The sequence below is a fragment of the Corynebacterium sp. 5QC2CO genome, from assembly GCF_024580435.1.
GTDB lineage: Bacteria > Actinomycetota > Actinomycetes > Mycobacteriales > Mycobacteriaceae > Corynebacterium > Corynebacterium jeikeium_D.
In genome coordinates this window covers 20,955-38,129 of the sequence record NZ_JANIKI010000008.1, presented here as the reverse complement: position 1 = coordinate 38,129, position 17,175 = coordinate 20,955, and the positions used below count along the sequence as shown (strand labels likewise).

14 protein-coding genes and 1 riboswitch are annotated in these 17,175 nt (G+C 58.1%); of the genes, 5 read left to right on the top strand and 9 right to left on the bottom strand.

Annotated features, from left to right (window positions below; all coding sequences use genetic code 11):
- Positions 1-25: 25 nt before the first annotated feature.
- Together NQ014_RS07795 and NQ014_RS07790 are read left to right on the top strand one after the other, a co-directional pair.
- Entirely contained in the window at positions 26-1,642 is a 1,617-nt protein-coding gene (locus NQ014_RS07795; RefSeq protein WP_257074625.1) for an alpha-(1->6)-mannopyranosyltransferase A, read from the top strand.
- A gap of 6 nt (positions 1,643-1,648) precedes the next feature.
- Positions 1,649-2,629 (top strand): phytoene/squalene synthase family protein, encoded by a 981-nt coding sequence (locus tag NQ014_RS07790; protein ID WP_257074624.1) that lies wholly within the window; start codon positions 1,649-1,651, stop codon positions 2,627-2,629.
- 28 nt (positions 2,630-2,657) lie between these two features.
- Here the strand turns inward: NQ014_RS07790 and NQ014_RS07785 are convergent, their stop codons facing one another.
- Positions 2,658-3,032 carry an Rv2175c family DNA-binding protein gene (locus NQ014_RS07785; protein WP_005510311.1) on the bottom strand — a complete coding sequence of 125 codons (375 nt, stop codon included), beginning with the start codon at positions 3,030-3,032 and terminating at the stop codon, positions 2,658-2,660.
- 79 nt (positions 3,033-3,111) lie between these two features.
- On the opposite strand from NQ014_RS07785, the gene NQ014_RS07780 reads away from it, so the two are divergent.
- Complete coding sequence (locus NQ014_RS07780; RefSeq protein WP_257074623.1) at positions 3,112-5,481, top strand: Stk1 family PASTA domain-containing Ser/Thr kinase; 2,370 nt, start codon at positions 3,112-3,114, stop codon at positions 5,479-5,481.
- 54 nt (positions 5,482-5,535) lie between these two features.
- Here NQ014_RS07780 and NQ014_RS07775 read toward each other — a convergent pair whose 3' ends face one another.
- The 7 genes from NQ014_RS07775 to NQ014_RS07745 form a co-directional block, all read right to left on the bottom strand.
- A complete protein-coding gene (locus tag NQ014_RS07775) occupies positions 5,536-6,921 on the bottom strand; it encodes a class II 3-deoxy-7-phosphoheptulonate synthase (protein WP_005510339.1) in 1,386 nt (461 codons plus the stop codon).
- Between the two features lie 68 nt (positions 6,922-6,989).
- Positions 6,990-7,481: a polyadenylate-specific 3'-exoribonuclease AS gene (locus NQ014_RS07770; protein WP_016423018.1), complete on the bottom strand. Its 492-nt coding sequence runs from the start codon at positions 7,479-7,481 to the stop codon at positions 6,990-6,992.
- A 151-nt stretch (positions 7,482-7,632) separates the two neighbouring features.
- Positions 7,633-8,424: a lysophospholipid acyltransferase family protein gene (locus tag NQ014_RS07765; protein WP_257074622.1), complete on the bottom strand. Its 792-nt coding sequence runs from the start codon at positions 8,422-8,424 to the stop codon at positions 7,633-7,635.
- Between the two features lie 102 nt (positions 8,425-8,526).
- Positions 8,527-9,540, bottom strand: a complete 1,014-nt coding sequence (locus NQ014_RS07760; protein WP_257074621.1) for an ROK family glucokinase — start codon at positions 9,538-9,540, stop codon at positions 8,527-8,529.
- Positions 9,541-9,549: 9 nt separating this feature from the next.
- Entirely contained in the window at positions 9,550-10,704 is a 1,155-nt protein-coding gene (locus tag NQ014_RS07755; protein ID WP_257074620.1) for a glycosyltransferase family 4 protein, read from the bottom strand.
- A gap of 54 nt (positions 10,705-10,758) precedes the next feature.
- Positions 10,759-11,829 (bottom strand): NlpC/P60 family protein, encoded by a 1,071-nt coding sequence (locus NQ014_RS07750; RefSeq protein ID WP_373467715.1) that lies wholly within the window; start codon positions 11,827-11,829, stop codon positions 10,759-10,761.
- Between the two features lie 345 nt (positions 11,830-12,174).
- Positions 12,175-12,753, bottom strand: a complete 579-nt coding sequence (locus tag NQ014_RS07745; protein WP_257074617.1) for a C40 family peptidase — start codon at positions 12,751-12,753, stop codon at positions 12,175-12,177.
- Between the two features lie 14 nt (positions 12,754-12,767).
- Positions 12,768-12,910, bottom strand: a riboswitch (cyclic di-AMP (ydaO/yuaA leader).
- A 413-nt stretch (positions 12,911-13,323) separates the two neighbouring features.
- Here NQ014_RS07745 and NQ014_RS07740 point away from each other — a divergent pair.
- Complete coding sequence (locus NQ014_RS07740; protein ID WP_257074616.1) at positions 13,324-14,913, top strand: DEDD exonuclease domain-containing protein; 1,590 nt, start codon at positions 13,324-13,326, stop codon at positions 14,911-14,913.
- On the opposite strand, the gene trpD is transcribed toward NQ014_RS07740, so the two are convergent.
- Positions 14,910-15,977 (bottom strand): anthranilate phosphoribosyltransferase, encoded by a 1,068-nt coding sequence (gene trpD / locus NQ014_RS07735; protein WP_257074615.1) that lies wholly within the window; start codon positions 15,975-15,977, stop codon positions 14,910-14,912. The two genes, NQ014_RS07740 and trpD, sit on opposite strands and share 4 nt — an antisense overlap.
- Positions 15,978-16,514: 537 nt before the next feature.
- Here trpD and NQ014_RS07730 point away from each other — a divergent pair.
- Positions 16,515-17,129 (top strand): heme-copper oxidase subunit III, encoded by a 615-nt coding sequence (locus tag NQ014_RS07730; protein ID WP_088611596.1) that lies wholly within the window; start codon positions 16,515-16,517, stop codon positions 17,127-17,129.
- Positions 17,130-17,175: the final 46 nt, after the last annotated feature.

Sequence of the window (17,175 nt, the reverse complement as noted above, 5' to 3'; positions counted from 1 at the left end):
CAATGTATCGATTGTTTAGGTTGACATGAATTTATCGCGGAGTGCCCAGCTGGGTGTCTACGGTGGCATCCTCATTGCTCTGGGCTCCTACGGTTCCGGCGCGAACCGCTACCGTGGCGGCCTTGTCCACGCTCTGGGACTTGACTGGATCACCTACGGTCACGGTCAGATTTTCTGTGAGATTGTGATTTGGGTAGGCATCGCCCTGCTGCTTATCTCGTGGCTGCGCATCGGGCGGGAACTGCTGTTCTCGAAAGGGACTATCCGGGACATTGTGGCCGGTTCTGCCCATGCTGGCGACGTAGCAGACGCTGCGGTTCCAGCGAACGCTGGCGGCGATGAGTCCACGTTGCGTCGGTTTAATTCAATCCTGTTGGCCTGGGCAATTCCCCTCGCGCTGGCCGCACCGCTGTTCTCTCGCGATGTCTATTCGTATCTCATGCAGGGCGCGATGGTCCGCGATGGGGTTGATCCCTACACCGAGGGAGCTGCAGCTAATCCAGGGCCGATGTTGCTGGAGGTATCCGCAGACTGGCGAAACACCACCACCCCGTATGGCCCGCTGCATCTGGGAATTGGCGAGGTCATCACGCGGATTGTCGGCGACAACATCACCGTCGGCGTGATTCTCTACCGCATTGTGTGCCTGCTGGGCTTCGCAGCCATTGTCTGGTCGATCCCGCGAATCGCCCGGGAGCTTGGAGCAAATCCGGCTTTCGCACAGTGGCTCGGTGTGCTCAATCCACTGGTGCTACTGCATCTGATTGCGGGTATGCACAACGAGGCACTGATGGTTGGTTTGGTCAGCCTGGCGCTAGTCGCTGCACTGCGCATGGAGCACATGCGGGGCGGCCTAGGCGCTGCTGTCCTCATCGGAATCGGCGTCGCGCTGAAAGCCACCGCTGTCCTGGCGCTGCCCTTCGTCGTGTGGATTATGTTGACCAGGCGCGAGCCCATCACCACGGTTCAAGAGATGCTGCGCAAGATTCCGGCGATTGCCGGTGTGGGCATCGTGTTGGTCGCAGTCTGCGTCGGCACGCTTGCAGTGGTGACGTGGCTGACCGGCTCGAGCTGGGGCTGGATCTCCGAGATCAGTGGCAATACCAAGGTGATTAACCCCCTGGCAGCACCGTCAGCGGTCGCTGGTGTGATCTCCGGCGTCATGGCGTGGTTCAACGACGACATCGGTTTCAACGTCATCGTCAGCCACACACGCGTGGTCTCCTCTATCATCATGCTGGTGGGACTCGTGATCTCCTGGTTCTACTTCCGAGCCACCCCTCGTAACAATGTCGCTGGCATGATTGCCGCCTATGTGGTGGCCTGCGTCTTTAATGCCGTGGCACTGCCCTGGTACTACGCCAGCTTGTTGACTCCCATGGGAACGATTCGCCCGCCACGATGGGTGATTCAAGGCACCGTGTTGTTCACATTCATCCTGTCGCTGTCGTTCGCCGGCGGCGGCAATCACCGCTTCTACGACGTGCCCTGGATGGTTATCATCACCGTTCTCGGCTGGTTGGCCGTCGGCTGGCTGACCACTGGACAATTCAGCTGGAAGTACCCGTGGCGCGACGATAAAACCGCCGCAAACACGGATTCCACGGTGGCGCCCCTGCCGCGGTCGACCGAGGTCGCATAGTTGTCCATGCCCACCCCACAGCCTCTCTCGACCATCGCGCTACCACAGTCCTACGAGCTCTGCCGCGACATTATGGCCTCCCACGGTCGCACGTATTCCCTGGCCACGAGGCTTTTGACACCCCGCCAACAGCGTGCGGTGTGGTCTCTCTACGCCTGGGCGCGCATTGTCGATGACTACGTCGACTGCCCCGCCGATGCCGACCGCTCGCCCACGCACATCGAAGCCACGGTCACACGCTTAAGCGAGCTTTTCCACTCAGCTGTCGTCATCGGTTCGCTTGACGACGTCCACCGCGACCGCGACCGTGCCGTCATCTCGGCGGCCGCACAGACTTTTCGCGACTACGACATCGATCCACAGCTCTCTGCGGACTTTGTTCACTCCATGCTGATGGACGTGCCCGACACATCCTGCCATATCGCGCATTTTGAAACATGGGAGCAGCTCGACTCGTATATGTGGGGCTCCGCAGCAGTCATCGGCCTTGAGATGATGCCCATCCTAGGCACCCGCACAGGGATCTCCTGTGAGGAAGCCACCCCCTACGCAGAGTGCCTGGGAAAAGCCTTTCAGGTAACAAATTTCCTTCGCGACATCGCCGAGGATTTTCGCCGTGGCCGTATTTACCTACCACTGAATGAGTGGGAGGCCTTCGGAGTGGGTACCGAAGAGATCGGCTACTGTGCCACCACGGGACAGACGACCCCGGCGGTACGTCAGGCATTGGCCTACTTCATCGCTCGCAACCGCGCGCTCTATGCCGAAGCCAGCAGCGGCGTGAACATGTTGGAGGTGCCAGGACGTCAGGCTATCCGTGCCGCGGAGATTCTCTACTCTGATATTCTCGGCGAAATTGAGCGCATGAACTACAACGTCTTTGCGCAACGCGCTCACGTGGGACGCGCTCGAAAAGCAAAAATCGCCCTCCCGCTGCTTTTCACAGCAGTCGCCGGGCGATTACGACAGGAGCTATCGGGGGCGTAGGACGCGGGCGTGGGACGCCGTCCGGGTTTTACAACGCCATAGCCTGTGCGCGGCGCATTACTTCGCGTGCGAGGTGACCGTGCAAGGCATCCACCGGACGCCCAGGCAGAGATTCATCTTCGGTGAATAGCCACTCCAGCGTTTCTTCTCGCGTATAGCCGCCGTCGGCAAGCAATGCGAGTGCGCCAGGTACAAAACGCGCGACCTCGTCATCTTCAAAGAAGCGGGCGGGAATTTGTGCAATGCCGTCGCGGTGGACTGCAATAAGACGACCCTCCTGCAGCAACGCGTGAATTCGAGTGACGGTGACGCCAATGAGGTCAGCGGCATCGGGCAGCGCGAGAGTGGGTTCGTCGGCGCTCAGGACATCGTGGCAAGTTGGAATCTTTCTCACACTGGTCACTTTAGCGCGTTGGCCTTGCAGTAGGTACGTCCCCATATACTTATTAGAAGCAACTGATTGGAACAGGGAAGGCTGGTTTATGTCGCAGCTTGTCGAGGGGCAGATTCTCGATGGTCGCTACCGTATCGGAGCCACCATCGCACACGGTGGCATGAGCACCGTGTACTGCGCCACCGATTTGCGGCTCGATCGCAGGGTGGCCGCAAAGGTCATGGATCCGCGTTTTGTCGATGACGAGTCTTTCCGCATCCGCTTCGAACGTGAGGCCCGCGCGGTCGCGCACCTCAATGACGAGTCGCTCGTCAACGTCTACGACCAGGGCACGGACCCGGCGGGGCATGTGTTCCTCATTATGGAATTCGTCGACGGTGGGACCCTCCGCGAGCTGCTCCGTCAGCGCGGTCCGATGCCTCCGCATGCAGCTGCCGTCGTGATGCGCTCGGTTCTGCGCGCCCTATCGGTGGCGCATTCCCGCGGCATGGTGCACCGAGATATCAAGCCCGAAAATGTGCTGATTGCCTCGGACGGGCGAGTGAAGCTGGCGGACTTCGGTCTAGTGCGGGCGGCCGCTGATGCCAAGGTGACCTCTAACTCGGTCATCGTCGGCACCGTCGCTTATCTGGCTCCGGAGCAGGTCACGGGTGAATCTATCTCCCCTGCCTCCGATGTGTATTCGGCGGGTATTCTGCTCTTTGAGCTGCTTACCGGCACCACTCCATTCATCGCCGATTCTTCGCTCGGCGTTGCCATGAAGCGATTGAACGAAGATGTCCCGCCACCCTCGGAGCTCATCGACGGCGTTCCCGAGGAGTTCGACGAGTTGGTCGCCCACGCTTGTTCCCGCAGGCCGGAGGATCGGTTTGAGACTGCCGAGGAATTCGGTGACGCACTCGAAGACATTGCGGACAAACTTGCGCTGCCACCATTCCGCGTGCCGTCGCCCGTAAATTCAGCAGCCGCCAACGCTGCCGCCATGGAGGGGCTCACAGAGGACTTCCACCGACCGGGCAACGACCATTTCGATGACAGACACGGCACCGCAGAGACGGCACCCGAGCGCTTCGGTCACGACGGCTATGGCTTCTCGACGGACGCCCCCGGTAGCCCCGTTTCTTCCCGACCACCGGGACCACCGAATATTTTCGATGATTTCGACGACCCGAATGCGGGGCTGACACGCACTTTCGATCGCTATGACGAGTACAACCCCACTGGCTGGGAATCCCCGGAGCCGTCTGGTGGAGCTCTCGTACCGGCCGACGTTCCGGGCGCTCCGGAATATCCGCCGCCGGGCACTCAGAGCCCACAGCACCCACAGCATCCGCAGCCGCGATCTGCTCAGACTCAGACGCCGAAAAGCCGTCGCGCTACCCGACAGCGAACGCGCCGCGGATGCGCATTGTGGCTGATTATCGCCCTGGTTGCCACGTTGGGCATGGGGCTTGGCGCATGGTGGCTGGGCTCTGGCCGTTACGGCGAAGTGCCCTCTATCACTGGGCTGTCGCAACCACAGGCGATGACCGCAATCAGTGAGGCGGGCTTTGAACCGGTGGTTGATGAGCGCTACGACAACGATGTCGCAGTGTCCCAGATTATTGGCTCGGACCCTCTGGCTGGAGCGCGGGTTGTCCGCGGTGATGATGTTCGCGTACTGGTCAGCCTCGGCCGCCCGACGGTGCCTGCATATCCCGCGAACCACTCAAAGGAAGTATTCAGCGCTGCCCTAGCTAAGCGGACGTTGAAAGAAGAGGTCGGAGACCCCGTCTTTTCCGATGATGTCTCCACCGGCGGCTTGGTATATGCGGTTCCTGCTCCAGGACAGACCGTCGAAGTTGGCTCAGTTGTGACTGTGCATTACTCCAAGGGGCCAGCACCGGTGAAGGTGCCAAAGATCGTGGGGCTTCAAGAGGATGAAGCTCGTGAGCTGTTGAGCAAGGCCGGGCTGGAGGTCCGAGAAGTATCGGCGGAGTTCTCCTCCTCTGCTGAGCCGGATGAGGTTCTTTCCGTGTCCCCTGAGGAAGGCACTGGCCTCGAACGCGGTAGTTCTGTGACGTTGACCATTAATAACGGCATCGAAGTGCCCAATGTAGTGGGCAAGTCGGAGGATACTGCTCGCCAAATTCTGCAGCGCGAAGGCATTGAGGTAAGCGAAGTAAAAGACGCGTCCTCCTCCTCGCGCGACTACGGCCGTGTCGACGCAGTCTCACCGAGTGCAGGTCGTCTGGTTAACCCCAATGATGCGACTGTCACGCTGACCGTATCCAGAGCGGTGAAGGTTCCGCAGCTGCTGGGTAAAACTGTTTCGCAGGCACGTCGTGAAGCGGAGAAACAGCATCTTCAGCTCGACATCGACGGCTCTGCGAACGAGGACGACCGCATCGTATTGCAGTCACCCCGACCGGGCGCTAAGGCCACGGCGGGTGACAGCATTTCGGTCAGCACTCTGTAAAAAGTGCGGCGCTGCACTAGCTGGGCTAGTTGTACCTAGCTGAGCTAGTTGCAACTAGTTGCGCAGCATCTCGGCAACCAGGAAGGCCAGCTCCAGCGACTGCTGAGTGTTCAAACGCGGGTCACAGGCGGATGCGTAACGGCCTGGCAGGTCGACATCGGAAATGTCCTGCGCGCCACCGAGGCACTCGGTGACATCTTCGCCGGTCAGCTCCACGTGGATACCACCCGGGTGCGAACCGATCGAGCGGTGCACCTCGAAGAAGCCCTGAACCTCGTCGACAATGCGGTCGAAGTGGCGGGTCTTGTAACCATTGGAGGCCGAGTAAGTGTTGCCATGCATCGGGTCGCACTGCCAAATGACCTTGTGACCAGAAGCTTCCACCGCCTCAACGATGGGAGGCAGCACGGAGCGAACCTTGTCATTGCCCAGACGCGAAGTCAGGGTCAGGCGACCAGGCTGGAAGAACGGATCGAGCTTGTCGGCGTAAGCGACAGCCTCCTCCGGCGTGGTGGTCGGGCCAATCTTCACACCGACGGGGTTGCCAATCATGGCAGCCAGGTTGATGTGGAAGTCTTCAATGCCACGGGTGCGCTCACCAATCCACAGCTGATGCGCGGAGAGGTTGAATAGCTCCTGATTGCCATCGTTTTCAGACAGGCGAAGCATAGCGCGCTCGTAGTCAACAACCAGTGCCTCATGCGAGCAGTAAATCTGCGCGGTCTGCAGGTTCGAGTCCGCAACACCACAGGCGGCCATGAACTGCAGTGCGTGATCAATCTCGCGTGCCAGGTCCTCGTAGCGGGCGCCAGCCGGCGAGTTGCTGACGAACTCACGGTTCCACTCGTGCAGACGGTGCAGGTCAGCGGTGCCCGAACCTGTCAGTGCACGTACCAGGTTCATCGCCGCGGAGGCATTGGCGTAAGCACGCACCATTCGAGCTGGGTCGTGAACTCGAGCTTCTTCGGTCGGCTCAACGCCGTTGACCATGTCACCGCGGTAGCTAAGCAAACCGTCGCCGTCGATGTCCTTCGAGCGCGGCTTGGCGTACTGACCAGCGATACGAGCCATCTTTACGACCGGGGTGGATGCACCGTAGGTCAGCACAACGGCCATCTGCAGCAAGGTCTTCACATTGGCGCGAATGTGCGGCTCAGTATTGGACTCAAAGGTCTCCGCACAATCACCGCCCTGCAGCAGGAAGGCCTTACCATTAGCGACGTCGGCAAGCTCCTGACGAAGCTTACGAACCTCAGGCGCGACCACAATTGGCGGCACCGATTCGAGAATGCGACGCACGTTTGCAGCGGCGCGAGCATCCCAGCTTGGCTGCTGTAGGGCTTGGCGGGATACGACATCAGCAAAGCGCTCAGCCATGTCGCCGGGAAGCGGTGGCAGATCGGGCAGGTCATCTACAGGGAGATCAATAGTCCAACTCACAGAAGTTCATTGTAGTGCCCCTGCCAGAAGGGTGTTAGTCAGGTCACCAAATATGCGAATTCCGCTGCTTAATCGAGCGGCAACTTCTGTGCAATCTTTTGAAACTTCAGCAGATTGTGTTGGGCATCTGCCAGCGCGTCATGCTTACCTGCAGTCTGTTTCGGCAACCGTGGCTTGCCCGCCATCTCCCAGTACTGCTTGAGTTCCCGGGTATAGCGTGGCATGAACTGCGGCAGCTTGGTCATATCCCCCCAAAGCTGCACCAACGCAATGTGGTCGTAAGCGCCTACCCAGGCCCACAGCTCTGGACTGCCCGTACCGGGTTCGGTGAAAAATGCCAGCAGTTCCTCGCGGATCGTGTCCCGGTTCTTCCACAGCGGAGATGAGGGGTTGGGCAGCTGATTGAGCACATTGGCCCGAACCCACGGCCCGGCCTTGCTCTCATTGAACTCGGTAGACACCGCGTAGTACTCGCGGCCGTCCTCAGCTACGACACCGATGGAGACAAGATCAATAGTCTTGCCGTCTTCAATAAACTCGGTGTCATAAAAATAACGCACGGTGTGGAATCCTCTCCAGCCTCGGCCTCGCGTCGGCTACCTCGCGACCAAAAGACCGTGGAGCCCTACCGAGCAAATCTTCCCCATGCACCGAATCGCCATAGGAAGTGTGCAGCCCCACTGTCGCGAAAACTATCTGCGCCTAATTATTCTAGCGAGCGCGTCGAAACCAGCGACGAGGGGTCGGCTTCGGCCCCGGAGCCGGAGTGGTCAGCTCTCCACCCGGCTCGGTTCCCGCTGGATAGCCGGTGCCGGCCTCCAAGGACTTCTTCACATCAGTCGCATAGGCATCGACATATTCCTGACCAGAAAGCTTCTGAATTTCCTTAATCAGGTCATCCGTCAGTGCCCTGGCCGCTTCATACTCATCGCTGTACTTAGCTTTGTACTCCGACGGATCAATCGGATCGCCGATAATCGTGCCGACCTTCACCGGACGAGGAATCCACGAACCAATCGGGTTGGCCTTCTCCGTATCGATCATCGCCATTGGGAACACCGGCACACCGGCCTCCAACGCTACACGCGCCGCGCCGGTTTTACCGCGGTACAGTCGACCATCCGGACTACGAGTGCCCTCCAAGGAAATGCCCAGCAGGTCACCGCGTGACAGCACCTTCAAGCCGGCGTTCAGCGCATCGCGAGCTGCATCACCAGAGGTACGGTCAATCGGCACCTGCCCCACCGAGGAGAAGAAGAACTTCTGGATACCGCCGACAAAGCCCGGCGTGGTGAAGTACTCCGCCTTCGCCAGGAACGTCAGCTGACGACGGCAGACCAGTGGGAAGAAAAAGTGATCCATCACAGCAAGGTGGTTCGACGCCATCAGCGCTGGACCTTCCTTAGGAATCTTCTCACCACCGATGTAGTACGGGCGATTATAGATCCGCAGCCAAGGGCCAATGAGGATGTACTTAAAGAACTTGTACCAGCGATTATTCACAGTTTAAAACTATACAGGTTCACGTGGTCCGGTGATCCATCTCCGCAGCTATTCCCCCACCTTTTCGCGGGCGAATTCCCCTGCAATCCCCCAATTGACGCTTTACGACGATGCCGCACCCTCGGCAGCCACAACGCTGCGCGCAATATCCGCCGCACCAATCAACCCGGCATCCGCACCCAGTTCAGCGACCCGTACATCCGCCACCGGACGATAGCCAGCACCGGTGAGATTGCGGGCAAACTCGGCCTTGGCCTTGTCCAGGTATAGATCAGATGCCGAGGCAACACCGCCACCGATAACAATCAATTCCGGATCAAAGACATCGCCCACCATCGACAGACCACGCCCGAGCCAGGTAGCAAAGTCATCAATCGCAGCTAGAGCCAATTCATCCCCCTGCCGAGCAGCCGAGACGACATCGGTACCAGTTACTGAGCCGGCCACGAGGCCGTCGGTAAGCCGCGAGAAGTAGCGACCGGTTTCAGAGAGCTCCTGAGCGGTGGTAACCAACGCCGTACCCGAGCAGTAACGCTCCAAGCAACCACGCTTTCCGCAGGAGCAGGGACGACCATCCGGCACAACGGTGAGGTGGCCGAATTCCGGCGCCGTGCCGTACGCCCCACGGTAAATCTCACCACCCTGCATCATCGCGCCACCGATTCCCGTACCCAGCGCAAACAGCACCCAATTATCCGCACCGCGAGCCGCACCGAAGCGATACTCGCCCCAAGCGGCTGAGTTGGCATCGTGCTCAAGCTGCAGAGGGCATGGGAGAAGCAAGGATAAACGCTTGACGACGTTCGCATCGCGCCACGGCAGATGCGGGGCAAAACGAACCGTCTGGCGGTCAGAATCCAAAAAACCAGCTACAGCTAAACCGATGGCGCTGACATCTGGAAAGCGTTCAACCAAGCGCTCGGATGTCTGGACAATGCCACGCTCAATGGCATCCACACTGCCGTCAGAACTAGTCTGAACTCGATACAACACCTGCCCATCAGCGCTGACCACTGCAGCGCGCAGGTTTGTTCCACCAATATCAAAACCGATAGCCGGGCGATCAGCGGCGTCGGACTCGTCTGAGCTCGGATGAATCGGAATATCGGTGGACATAACAGTTGATTATAAAGGGATTGCGCAGGTTCGGAGAATTCGGCGAGCCCGAGCAGCCATGACCTCCCAGGTCCACGACTGCACAACATGCTTCCGACCACAGGCTCCCATCGCCGCCGCGCGCTCCGGATCATCCAAAATCTCAACCAGCCCGGTGGCGACGCTGCGCTTCGAGGCCCCGTCGACAACGATGCCAGTTTCGCCATCGATAACTGTCTCCGGAGCACCACCAGACTTGCCAGCTATGACGGGGACACCGCAGGCCTGTGCTTCCAAGTAGACAATGCCGAGGCCTTCTACATCGAGTCCACGTCCGCGAGTTCGGGCGGGCATGGCAAAAATGCTGGCCGCATTGTAATACGCGGGGAGATTGTCATAGGAGACCTTGCCGGCAAAAATGACCTGCTCGGCGACCCCGAGCTTTACTGCCAGCTTCTCCAATTCTCGATTCAACGGACCAACGCCCACAATCAGCAACCTGGCATCTGGGTGCTGCTCAAGAACCTTAGGCATGCTGCGAATCAGCATATCTTGGCCTTTTCGGCGCACTAGCCGAGAAATACAGACGATAAGCGGCTGGGACTCACCGATTCCGTGGTGCTGCCGGATCTTCTGTCCCGCCTCGGGATCCGGGGAAAATCGCTCGATATCGACACCGGAAGGCAGGCGTTCAAATGCTGTTTGCGGACCAAATGCTGCCGCAAATCGACCACGGGTGTAGCGGGAAATATAGGTCACAACATCGGAGCTCTTACCAATGCGCCCCAGCATCTGGCGGGCCAAAGGCAGCATCGACCAGCCCACTTCATGTCCGTGAGTGGTAGCAACGATGCGGGTGGCACCTGCGCGACGGCATGCGTCGGCAAGCAAACCAAGTGGCGCGGCGGCACCAAACCAGACGGTGTCAATGCGTTCGGTGCGAATAATCTGAGCGGCGCGACGAGCTACGTGTGGCAGTGGCAGCAGCACGGAATCACGCATGCGATAAACACGGTACGGTAGCGACTCGTCGTAGGCGCGGAGCTTTTCTTTGGGGGCTCGCGAGGACGCGAGGACTACGAGGTTCTCCGGATCCAAACGAGCACAGAAATCACGCAGGTAGGACTCGATTCCACCATCGCGAGGCGGGAAGTCATTCGTAATGAGCAGTACGCGCGCAGACATGGAGCCGAGTTTATCTACCTTGACTAAAAAAGACGCTAAGCCACCTGCCGCTTGTTAGAAGCGGACAGCGCCTTGGTACGGGCCACCCTGGTCAATGGAAACGACCTGGACTGGAATACCGTAGTCGGAGGCATGGACAATCTGGCCGTTGCCGATGTACATGCCCACGTGCGTGATTCCCGGGTAGTAACCGATGATGTCGCCCGGCTGCAGCTGGTCGCGGCTCACCGGAGTACCACCGGCGAGCTGCGCCTGCGAGGTACGCGGGATGGACTTACCAATCTGCTGGTACGCCCAGTACATCAGACCGGAGCAATCGAACTCAGAGGGACCAGCAGCTCCCCACGAGTACGGGGAACCCAGCTTCGACAGAGCGGCATCAACTGCGGCGGAAGATCCGAGCAGTTTGTCCAGCCCTTCGGTAATTGGGTTGTTTTTGGAAATCCAGATTTCCCGCTGTTCGGGGCTCAGCGATTCAACCATGGACTTGACATGCTCGGCGCGCTCATCAAATTCGGCGCTGCGCTTGTCCAAATCATCGCGACGCTTAGCCAGGTCATCGAGCTGCTTGCGGATATCGCCCTGCAGACGCAGCGCATTGGCCTTGCCATCCTCGGCATCCTTGCGGGCTTGCACCGCACGGCTGACCACTTCATCGTTGTCGCGGAACATCTTGTTGATGTAACCGGCACGGTCGATAGCGTCCTGAGCACTGGCAGATCCCAGGGCGGCAGACAACGGGTCGACGATTTCACCACGCATCCGCTTCTTCGCGAAGTAGGAAATCTCACCAGAGAGCGCCTTGAGATCATCCTGTGCTCGGAGAACCTGATCCTCAGAGTGCTTCAGTTCCCCTTCGGCGTGCCGGAGTTCCTCTTCCTTGGCCTGAACCTGGGAATCCAGCTCGGTAACTTCCTCAGAAACCGCTTCTGTATCCCGAGAAATCCTCTCCAGCTCGGCAATAATGCCGTCTGCAGTAGCCAGATCCGGGGCTGGCTGTTCATCCTGCGCAGACGCAATCGGGGCCAAACCTATGGCGCCAAAGGTTAGCCCAGTCACGACCGTAAGCCCGACTACACCGCGACGAGAGTTGTGGCGACGACGAGAGGCACGGTGACGCGACAAATCCAAACCCTTTTCAAGTTGTGTATTCAAATTTCTTCCCCGAAAAACAAAACATCAAACCACTTGACGCATTCGAGCAAATTGTAGCAGCCTTGCCGCGGAACAACACACCGACAAACCGCCAGCACAAAGGGGTATCCAAAGGGAGTAACCAGGATAGCCCTTCGACTCCACGCATTGCGTAACCGCAGTACAAAAACAAAAATGAGGCGAGCTTCCCTATAGTGCTTTACGACGCGCATAGCGTCAGCACCCGGGCGCTCGCCTCAGTGCCCCTCACTAAAAAGAGAGCCAAGGCTCTGCGGGGACATCTAAGCCCCGCAGGTTGTCATCCGTTCAAACAGATTAGAAGCGGACGAAGTTGTGAACCGGCATGTAGTTCATCGGAGCTTCCTTGACGACATCGCCGGACTGCGGAGCGTGAATCACGTTGCCGTTACCGGAGAAGATGCCGACGTGGGTAGCACCAGAGTAGAAGGAGACGATGTCACCCAGTGCCGGGCTGGAGACCGCGGTGCCCTGGGAAGCCTGCGCCTGGGAGGTGCGCGGGATCGACTTACCGACCTGCTGGTATGCCCAGGAGGTCAGACCGGAGCAGTCGAACGAGTTCGGACCGGTAGCGCCCCACACGTACGGGGAACCGATCTTGGAACGTGCAGCGGAGACGATAGCCGAACCAGTGGACGGTGCTGCAACGTTTGCAACGCTGCCAGAGGTAACCTGACCTGCAACATCATCGAACTTGCCAACAACATCCTGCAGACCTGCAACCTGCGGGGTATCGAAGCCGTTCAGTGCGCCCTGGATGTCGTTCAGCGGGTTAGCGTTAGCGGTCGGAACTGCGAGAGCGGTAACGCCGGCGACGGTTGCGCCAAATGCGACTGCGTTGCGTGCAAAGTTAGAACGGCGGTGGTGCTTGCCCATTGTTTTGAAACTCCAAAATCTTCCTGTTTAGCCGACCGGGTTAGCTGACGGGTTCGGAAGAATGGAAGACTTCCTACCCTCCGGGATTTCCCTTTGGGATTCACCCCATGGTTCGAGGTGGGTCCCCGGCTCGAATCCTCTGAGGCTCTCACTACTTAGACCCTCAGGACCTTCGATAAGGCTCTGTGTTTTCTTATCAATGATCGGCACCAACTCAGTGGCCCCGTTTCAATGTCTCGATAAGGTTACGAAATGGCATCAAGTTTTGTCTAGCCGTTTGTCCAGAAAACCGCTCGAGGCCCGGTTGTTACCATCGATAGAACTAAACCGTTACCAAGCTGTTACAACTAGACACTCCCCTTATAGCGGAATAATAACAGTTTGATAAACGTGTCACTACCTGGCATTTTGAAGTCCGCCGAGAACTTTACACTTAACGCCTTGAAGTCGGAACATTTTTATCACGGACTCCAAACGTGTTTTATGTCACACTCCAGCTTGCAGTAGCTCAATTTGCTCAAGTTTCACAGTTTTAACACCACTAGGAGCGCTCAGAATAGGATTATTGACGTGAATTCAGGACAACAGCACTTCCCTCTCGAAGGCACCGTCGATGATTCTCTTTTCAACACCACCTTTGTCGTCGTAGACCTAGAAACGACCGGGTTGAAGGCCAAGAACGACCACATCATTGAAATTGGAGCCGTCAAAACCCGTGGCGGTAAGACAATTGGCACCTTTTCCAGCTTCATCGACCCCGGCATGGAGATCCCCGACCACATCACATCTCTCACCGGCATCACTACCGCCGATGTTGAAACTGCCCCACAGCTCGGCACAGTTATTACTGAGTTCCTCGAATTTGCCCGGGGAAGCGTCTGGGTTGCGCATAATGCCAAGTTCGATATTGGATTCCTCCGCCAGGCCTGCACAGATTTGGGCCTAGATTGGCCAAGCCCCAGTGTCGTAGACACTCTCACGTTGGCGCGTCGCGTCCTTAACCGCTCACAAGTTGGCAGTTTCAAGCTCTCACAGCTCGCACGGTACGTCGGTTCTCCGAATCGCCCCACCCACCGGGCGCTTGACGACGCAACCGCAACCGTCGATGTCCTTCACTACCTCATGGAGAGACTAGCTGGCGATGAAGTACAAACAGCGTCCGAGCTAGTGCACTACTCGCCCACCGTCGCTCCAGAGGTTCGTGCTAAACGGCACCTTGCCGATGGAGCTCCGCACACCCCTGGTGTCTATGTTTTTCGGTCAAGAAATGACGACCCCTTATATATAGGTACAGCTCTCGATTTGCGACGTAGACTTCTGCAGTATTTCAACGGCACTGATTCTCGTCGCAAGATTACGGAAATGGTCTCTCTAGCCGAACGCGTCGAGATTATCGAGTGCCCGCACGGCTTTGCTGCAGAAATCCGCGAGGCTCGTCTGATTTCTGCACTCCGTCCGCCCTACAACCGACAACGCACCGAACCAACCCGCGGCTGGTACATCGTCCCCACTAGCCCAGGTCGGCCTGCCAAGATTAGCCGGGCAGTCACCGACGCCCGCAGCCTAGGCCCTTTCCGCACGCGCGACACTGCTACTGCCATCCGTGACAGGTTCTCCGCGCTTAACGACGACTTTGCGATAACAACCACCCGGATCTCTACCACCGGTGCCGACGAGATCGCAGACATGATTGCAGAGATATCAGCACTTGCCGAAGCACACCGCTTCCAACGCGCGGCAGTGCAGCGTGACCGCACTGCGGAGTTCATTATCAGCCTGGACAAGCAGCAGCGCCTGAGCATGCTTGCCGCCATCCCATCTCTGCAGGCCGCTTTCCCCGATGGCAATGGCGGCTGGCATCTAGCGGAAATTCGCTATGGCAAGTTGGCCGGCGCCAGCACTGCACCACGTGGCGCGGATATGAACTACATCATCGACCTCATGGAGAGCTCCGCCCAAACGGTCACTCCAGATGACTCCTTATATAAAGGAGCATCAATTGATGAACTCAGTATTATCTGGAAATGGCTGCAGCGCCCGGAGGTACGAATAAAGCCCACCGGAGGCGAGTTTTCCTACCCTAGGCTGGGCGCAGGAAAATACCTTCAGTGGGCAATTGACGCGCAGCAAGCACGTCGTGAAGCGCGACGCGAACCTTAACCCTTCATCGCCGCGGTAAGGATGTCCAAGCACAGCCCCGACTGGAGTGTTTCCTTAACCTCTTGAATGGAGTCGGCCATAGCTTCCTTCAGTGGACGGCCACCCAGACCACGCGAAATGGCAATTGCGGCGGCGGAGTTAAGGATGACTGCATCGCGAATCGGACCTTCGAGCTCGCCAGCCCAAATGCGACGTGCAACATCAGCGTTGTAAGCAGGGTCGCCGCCACGCAGCGCGTCAATTTCGGAGTACTCCATGCCATAGTCATGTGGATCGATGACATCTTCGGCAACTCCACCGTTTTCCACAATAAAGACCTTGGTGGGGCCAGTAACGGTAATCTCGTCGAGACCATCGCTGCCGCGAACCACCAGCGCGCGCTGACCACGGCGGGCGAAGGTGTCCGCCATCGTCTCCATCTGATCTTCGAAGGCACAGCCAATCAAGCTCGCCTGCGGGCGTGCTGGATTCGTCAGCGGCCCCAACAGGTTGAAGACTGTCGGAACCGCTAGCTCCTTGCGCACCGGTCCAGCGAAGCGCATGGCCGGATGAAAGCGAGCGGCAAAGAGGAAGCGCACGTAGAAATCCGGATATTCCGGGGAAGTAACGAGACCGTCCTCAATGTCGATGCCAAAGGCCTCCAGCATGTCAGCGCCGCCCGACTTCGAGGAAGCCGCGCGGTTACCGTGCTTGAGCACCGGCACGCCACTGGCAGCGATAACAATCATGGACATCGTGGAGATGTTGACGGTATTTGCGCCATCACCACCGGTGCCGACGATATCGACTGCACCGCGCTCAATAACACCGGCGAGCTGTGGATCATGAACTGGGCGGGCAAATGAAAGCATGCCCTCAGCTGCAGCATCGAGCTCGGCAGCCGTAATCCCCTTGGCGAGGAGACCGAAAGCAAACGTTGCGGTCTGCACGTCTCCGGAAGCACCGGACATGATCTGATCCATGGCGAATCGAATGCCCTCACCGGAAACTTCGCGGCCAGCGCCAATCGTGGAGAGAACATGGCGCCAGTTCTCGACCGCCCTCTTATCGCCGATCTCGCTCATCGCCACTCCCTTCCACTAGATAGTCAAGTCTGTACTCGTACTTTATTAATACAACTGCACCTCGGTGCTGCTGGTTATTCCACCCACCAGGTGCACCACATCACGCGGCTTTCTGGAAAATCCCACCGTGATGTACGTAATAAGACAAGATACCTCCCCCATATATCCAGCGCATCACCAGGTCCACCTTTTGCGTTCGCCGAAAATCTCACCCCCATTGGGGCAACTGGAAAAATACGATATTAAATAGAGCCGAACCTGCGATAAACTAACCGGCAGCCGATGCCGCAGTATCGCTAACCCAGGTTCGCCGAAGGTGAACCTGGCAGTCCAGGGGGATGGACACCGCGCACCTCGGCACAACAAAACCCTCGAATTGACCCGCGTCGGATAAAGACACCGGAAAGTTCCCAACAGGGGGAAAAATTAGTGAAATTCTCAGAAACCTTTCCTCGCGACCTGGGATTTTAGGAATTTTTATACAAAAACGGGGGTTGCAACGTGACTACTCCTTAAGAACAGTACATACTGTTAGTTGTGACGAGCGCAGTTGAAAATCAAGGTATGACAGCACCACGTCGTGCTGCGACACTGAACCGACCAAATATGGTCAGTGTCGGCACGATTGTGTTCCTGTCTCAGGAATTAATGTTCTTCGCCGGTCTGTTCGCGATGTACTTCGTGTCACGCGCGAACGGCCAGGGCGATTCGTGGGATTGGGGTACCGGCCACCTCAATGTCCCGTACGCACTATTGATCACCGTGATCCTAGTGTCGTCTTCGTTCACTGCCCAGTGGGGCGTGTTCGCGGCCGAGCGTGGCGACGTTTTCGCACTCCGTAAGTGGTACGCACTGTCTACCGCCCTGGGTGCAATCTTCCTCGTCGGCCAGGCTTACGAGTACTTCACCCTGGTTAGCCACGGTCTGACCATTCAGAACTCCATTTACGGTTCGGTCTTCTTCATCACCACCGGATTCCACGCAGCCCACGTCCTCGCGGGTGTGCTGGCTTTCGTTGTGGTGCTTATCCGTACCTCCAAGGCGAAGTTCACCCCGGCACAGGCCACTGCTGCCATCGTGGTCTCGTACTACTGGCACTTCGTCGACGTCGTGTGGATTGGCCTGTTCATCACCATCTACTTCATCCAGTAGGCCGTATTGGCCGTCCTTTGTTTAGTACGGCCTACAGCCCATCCAC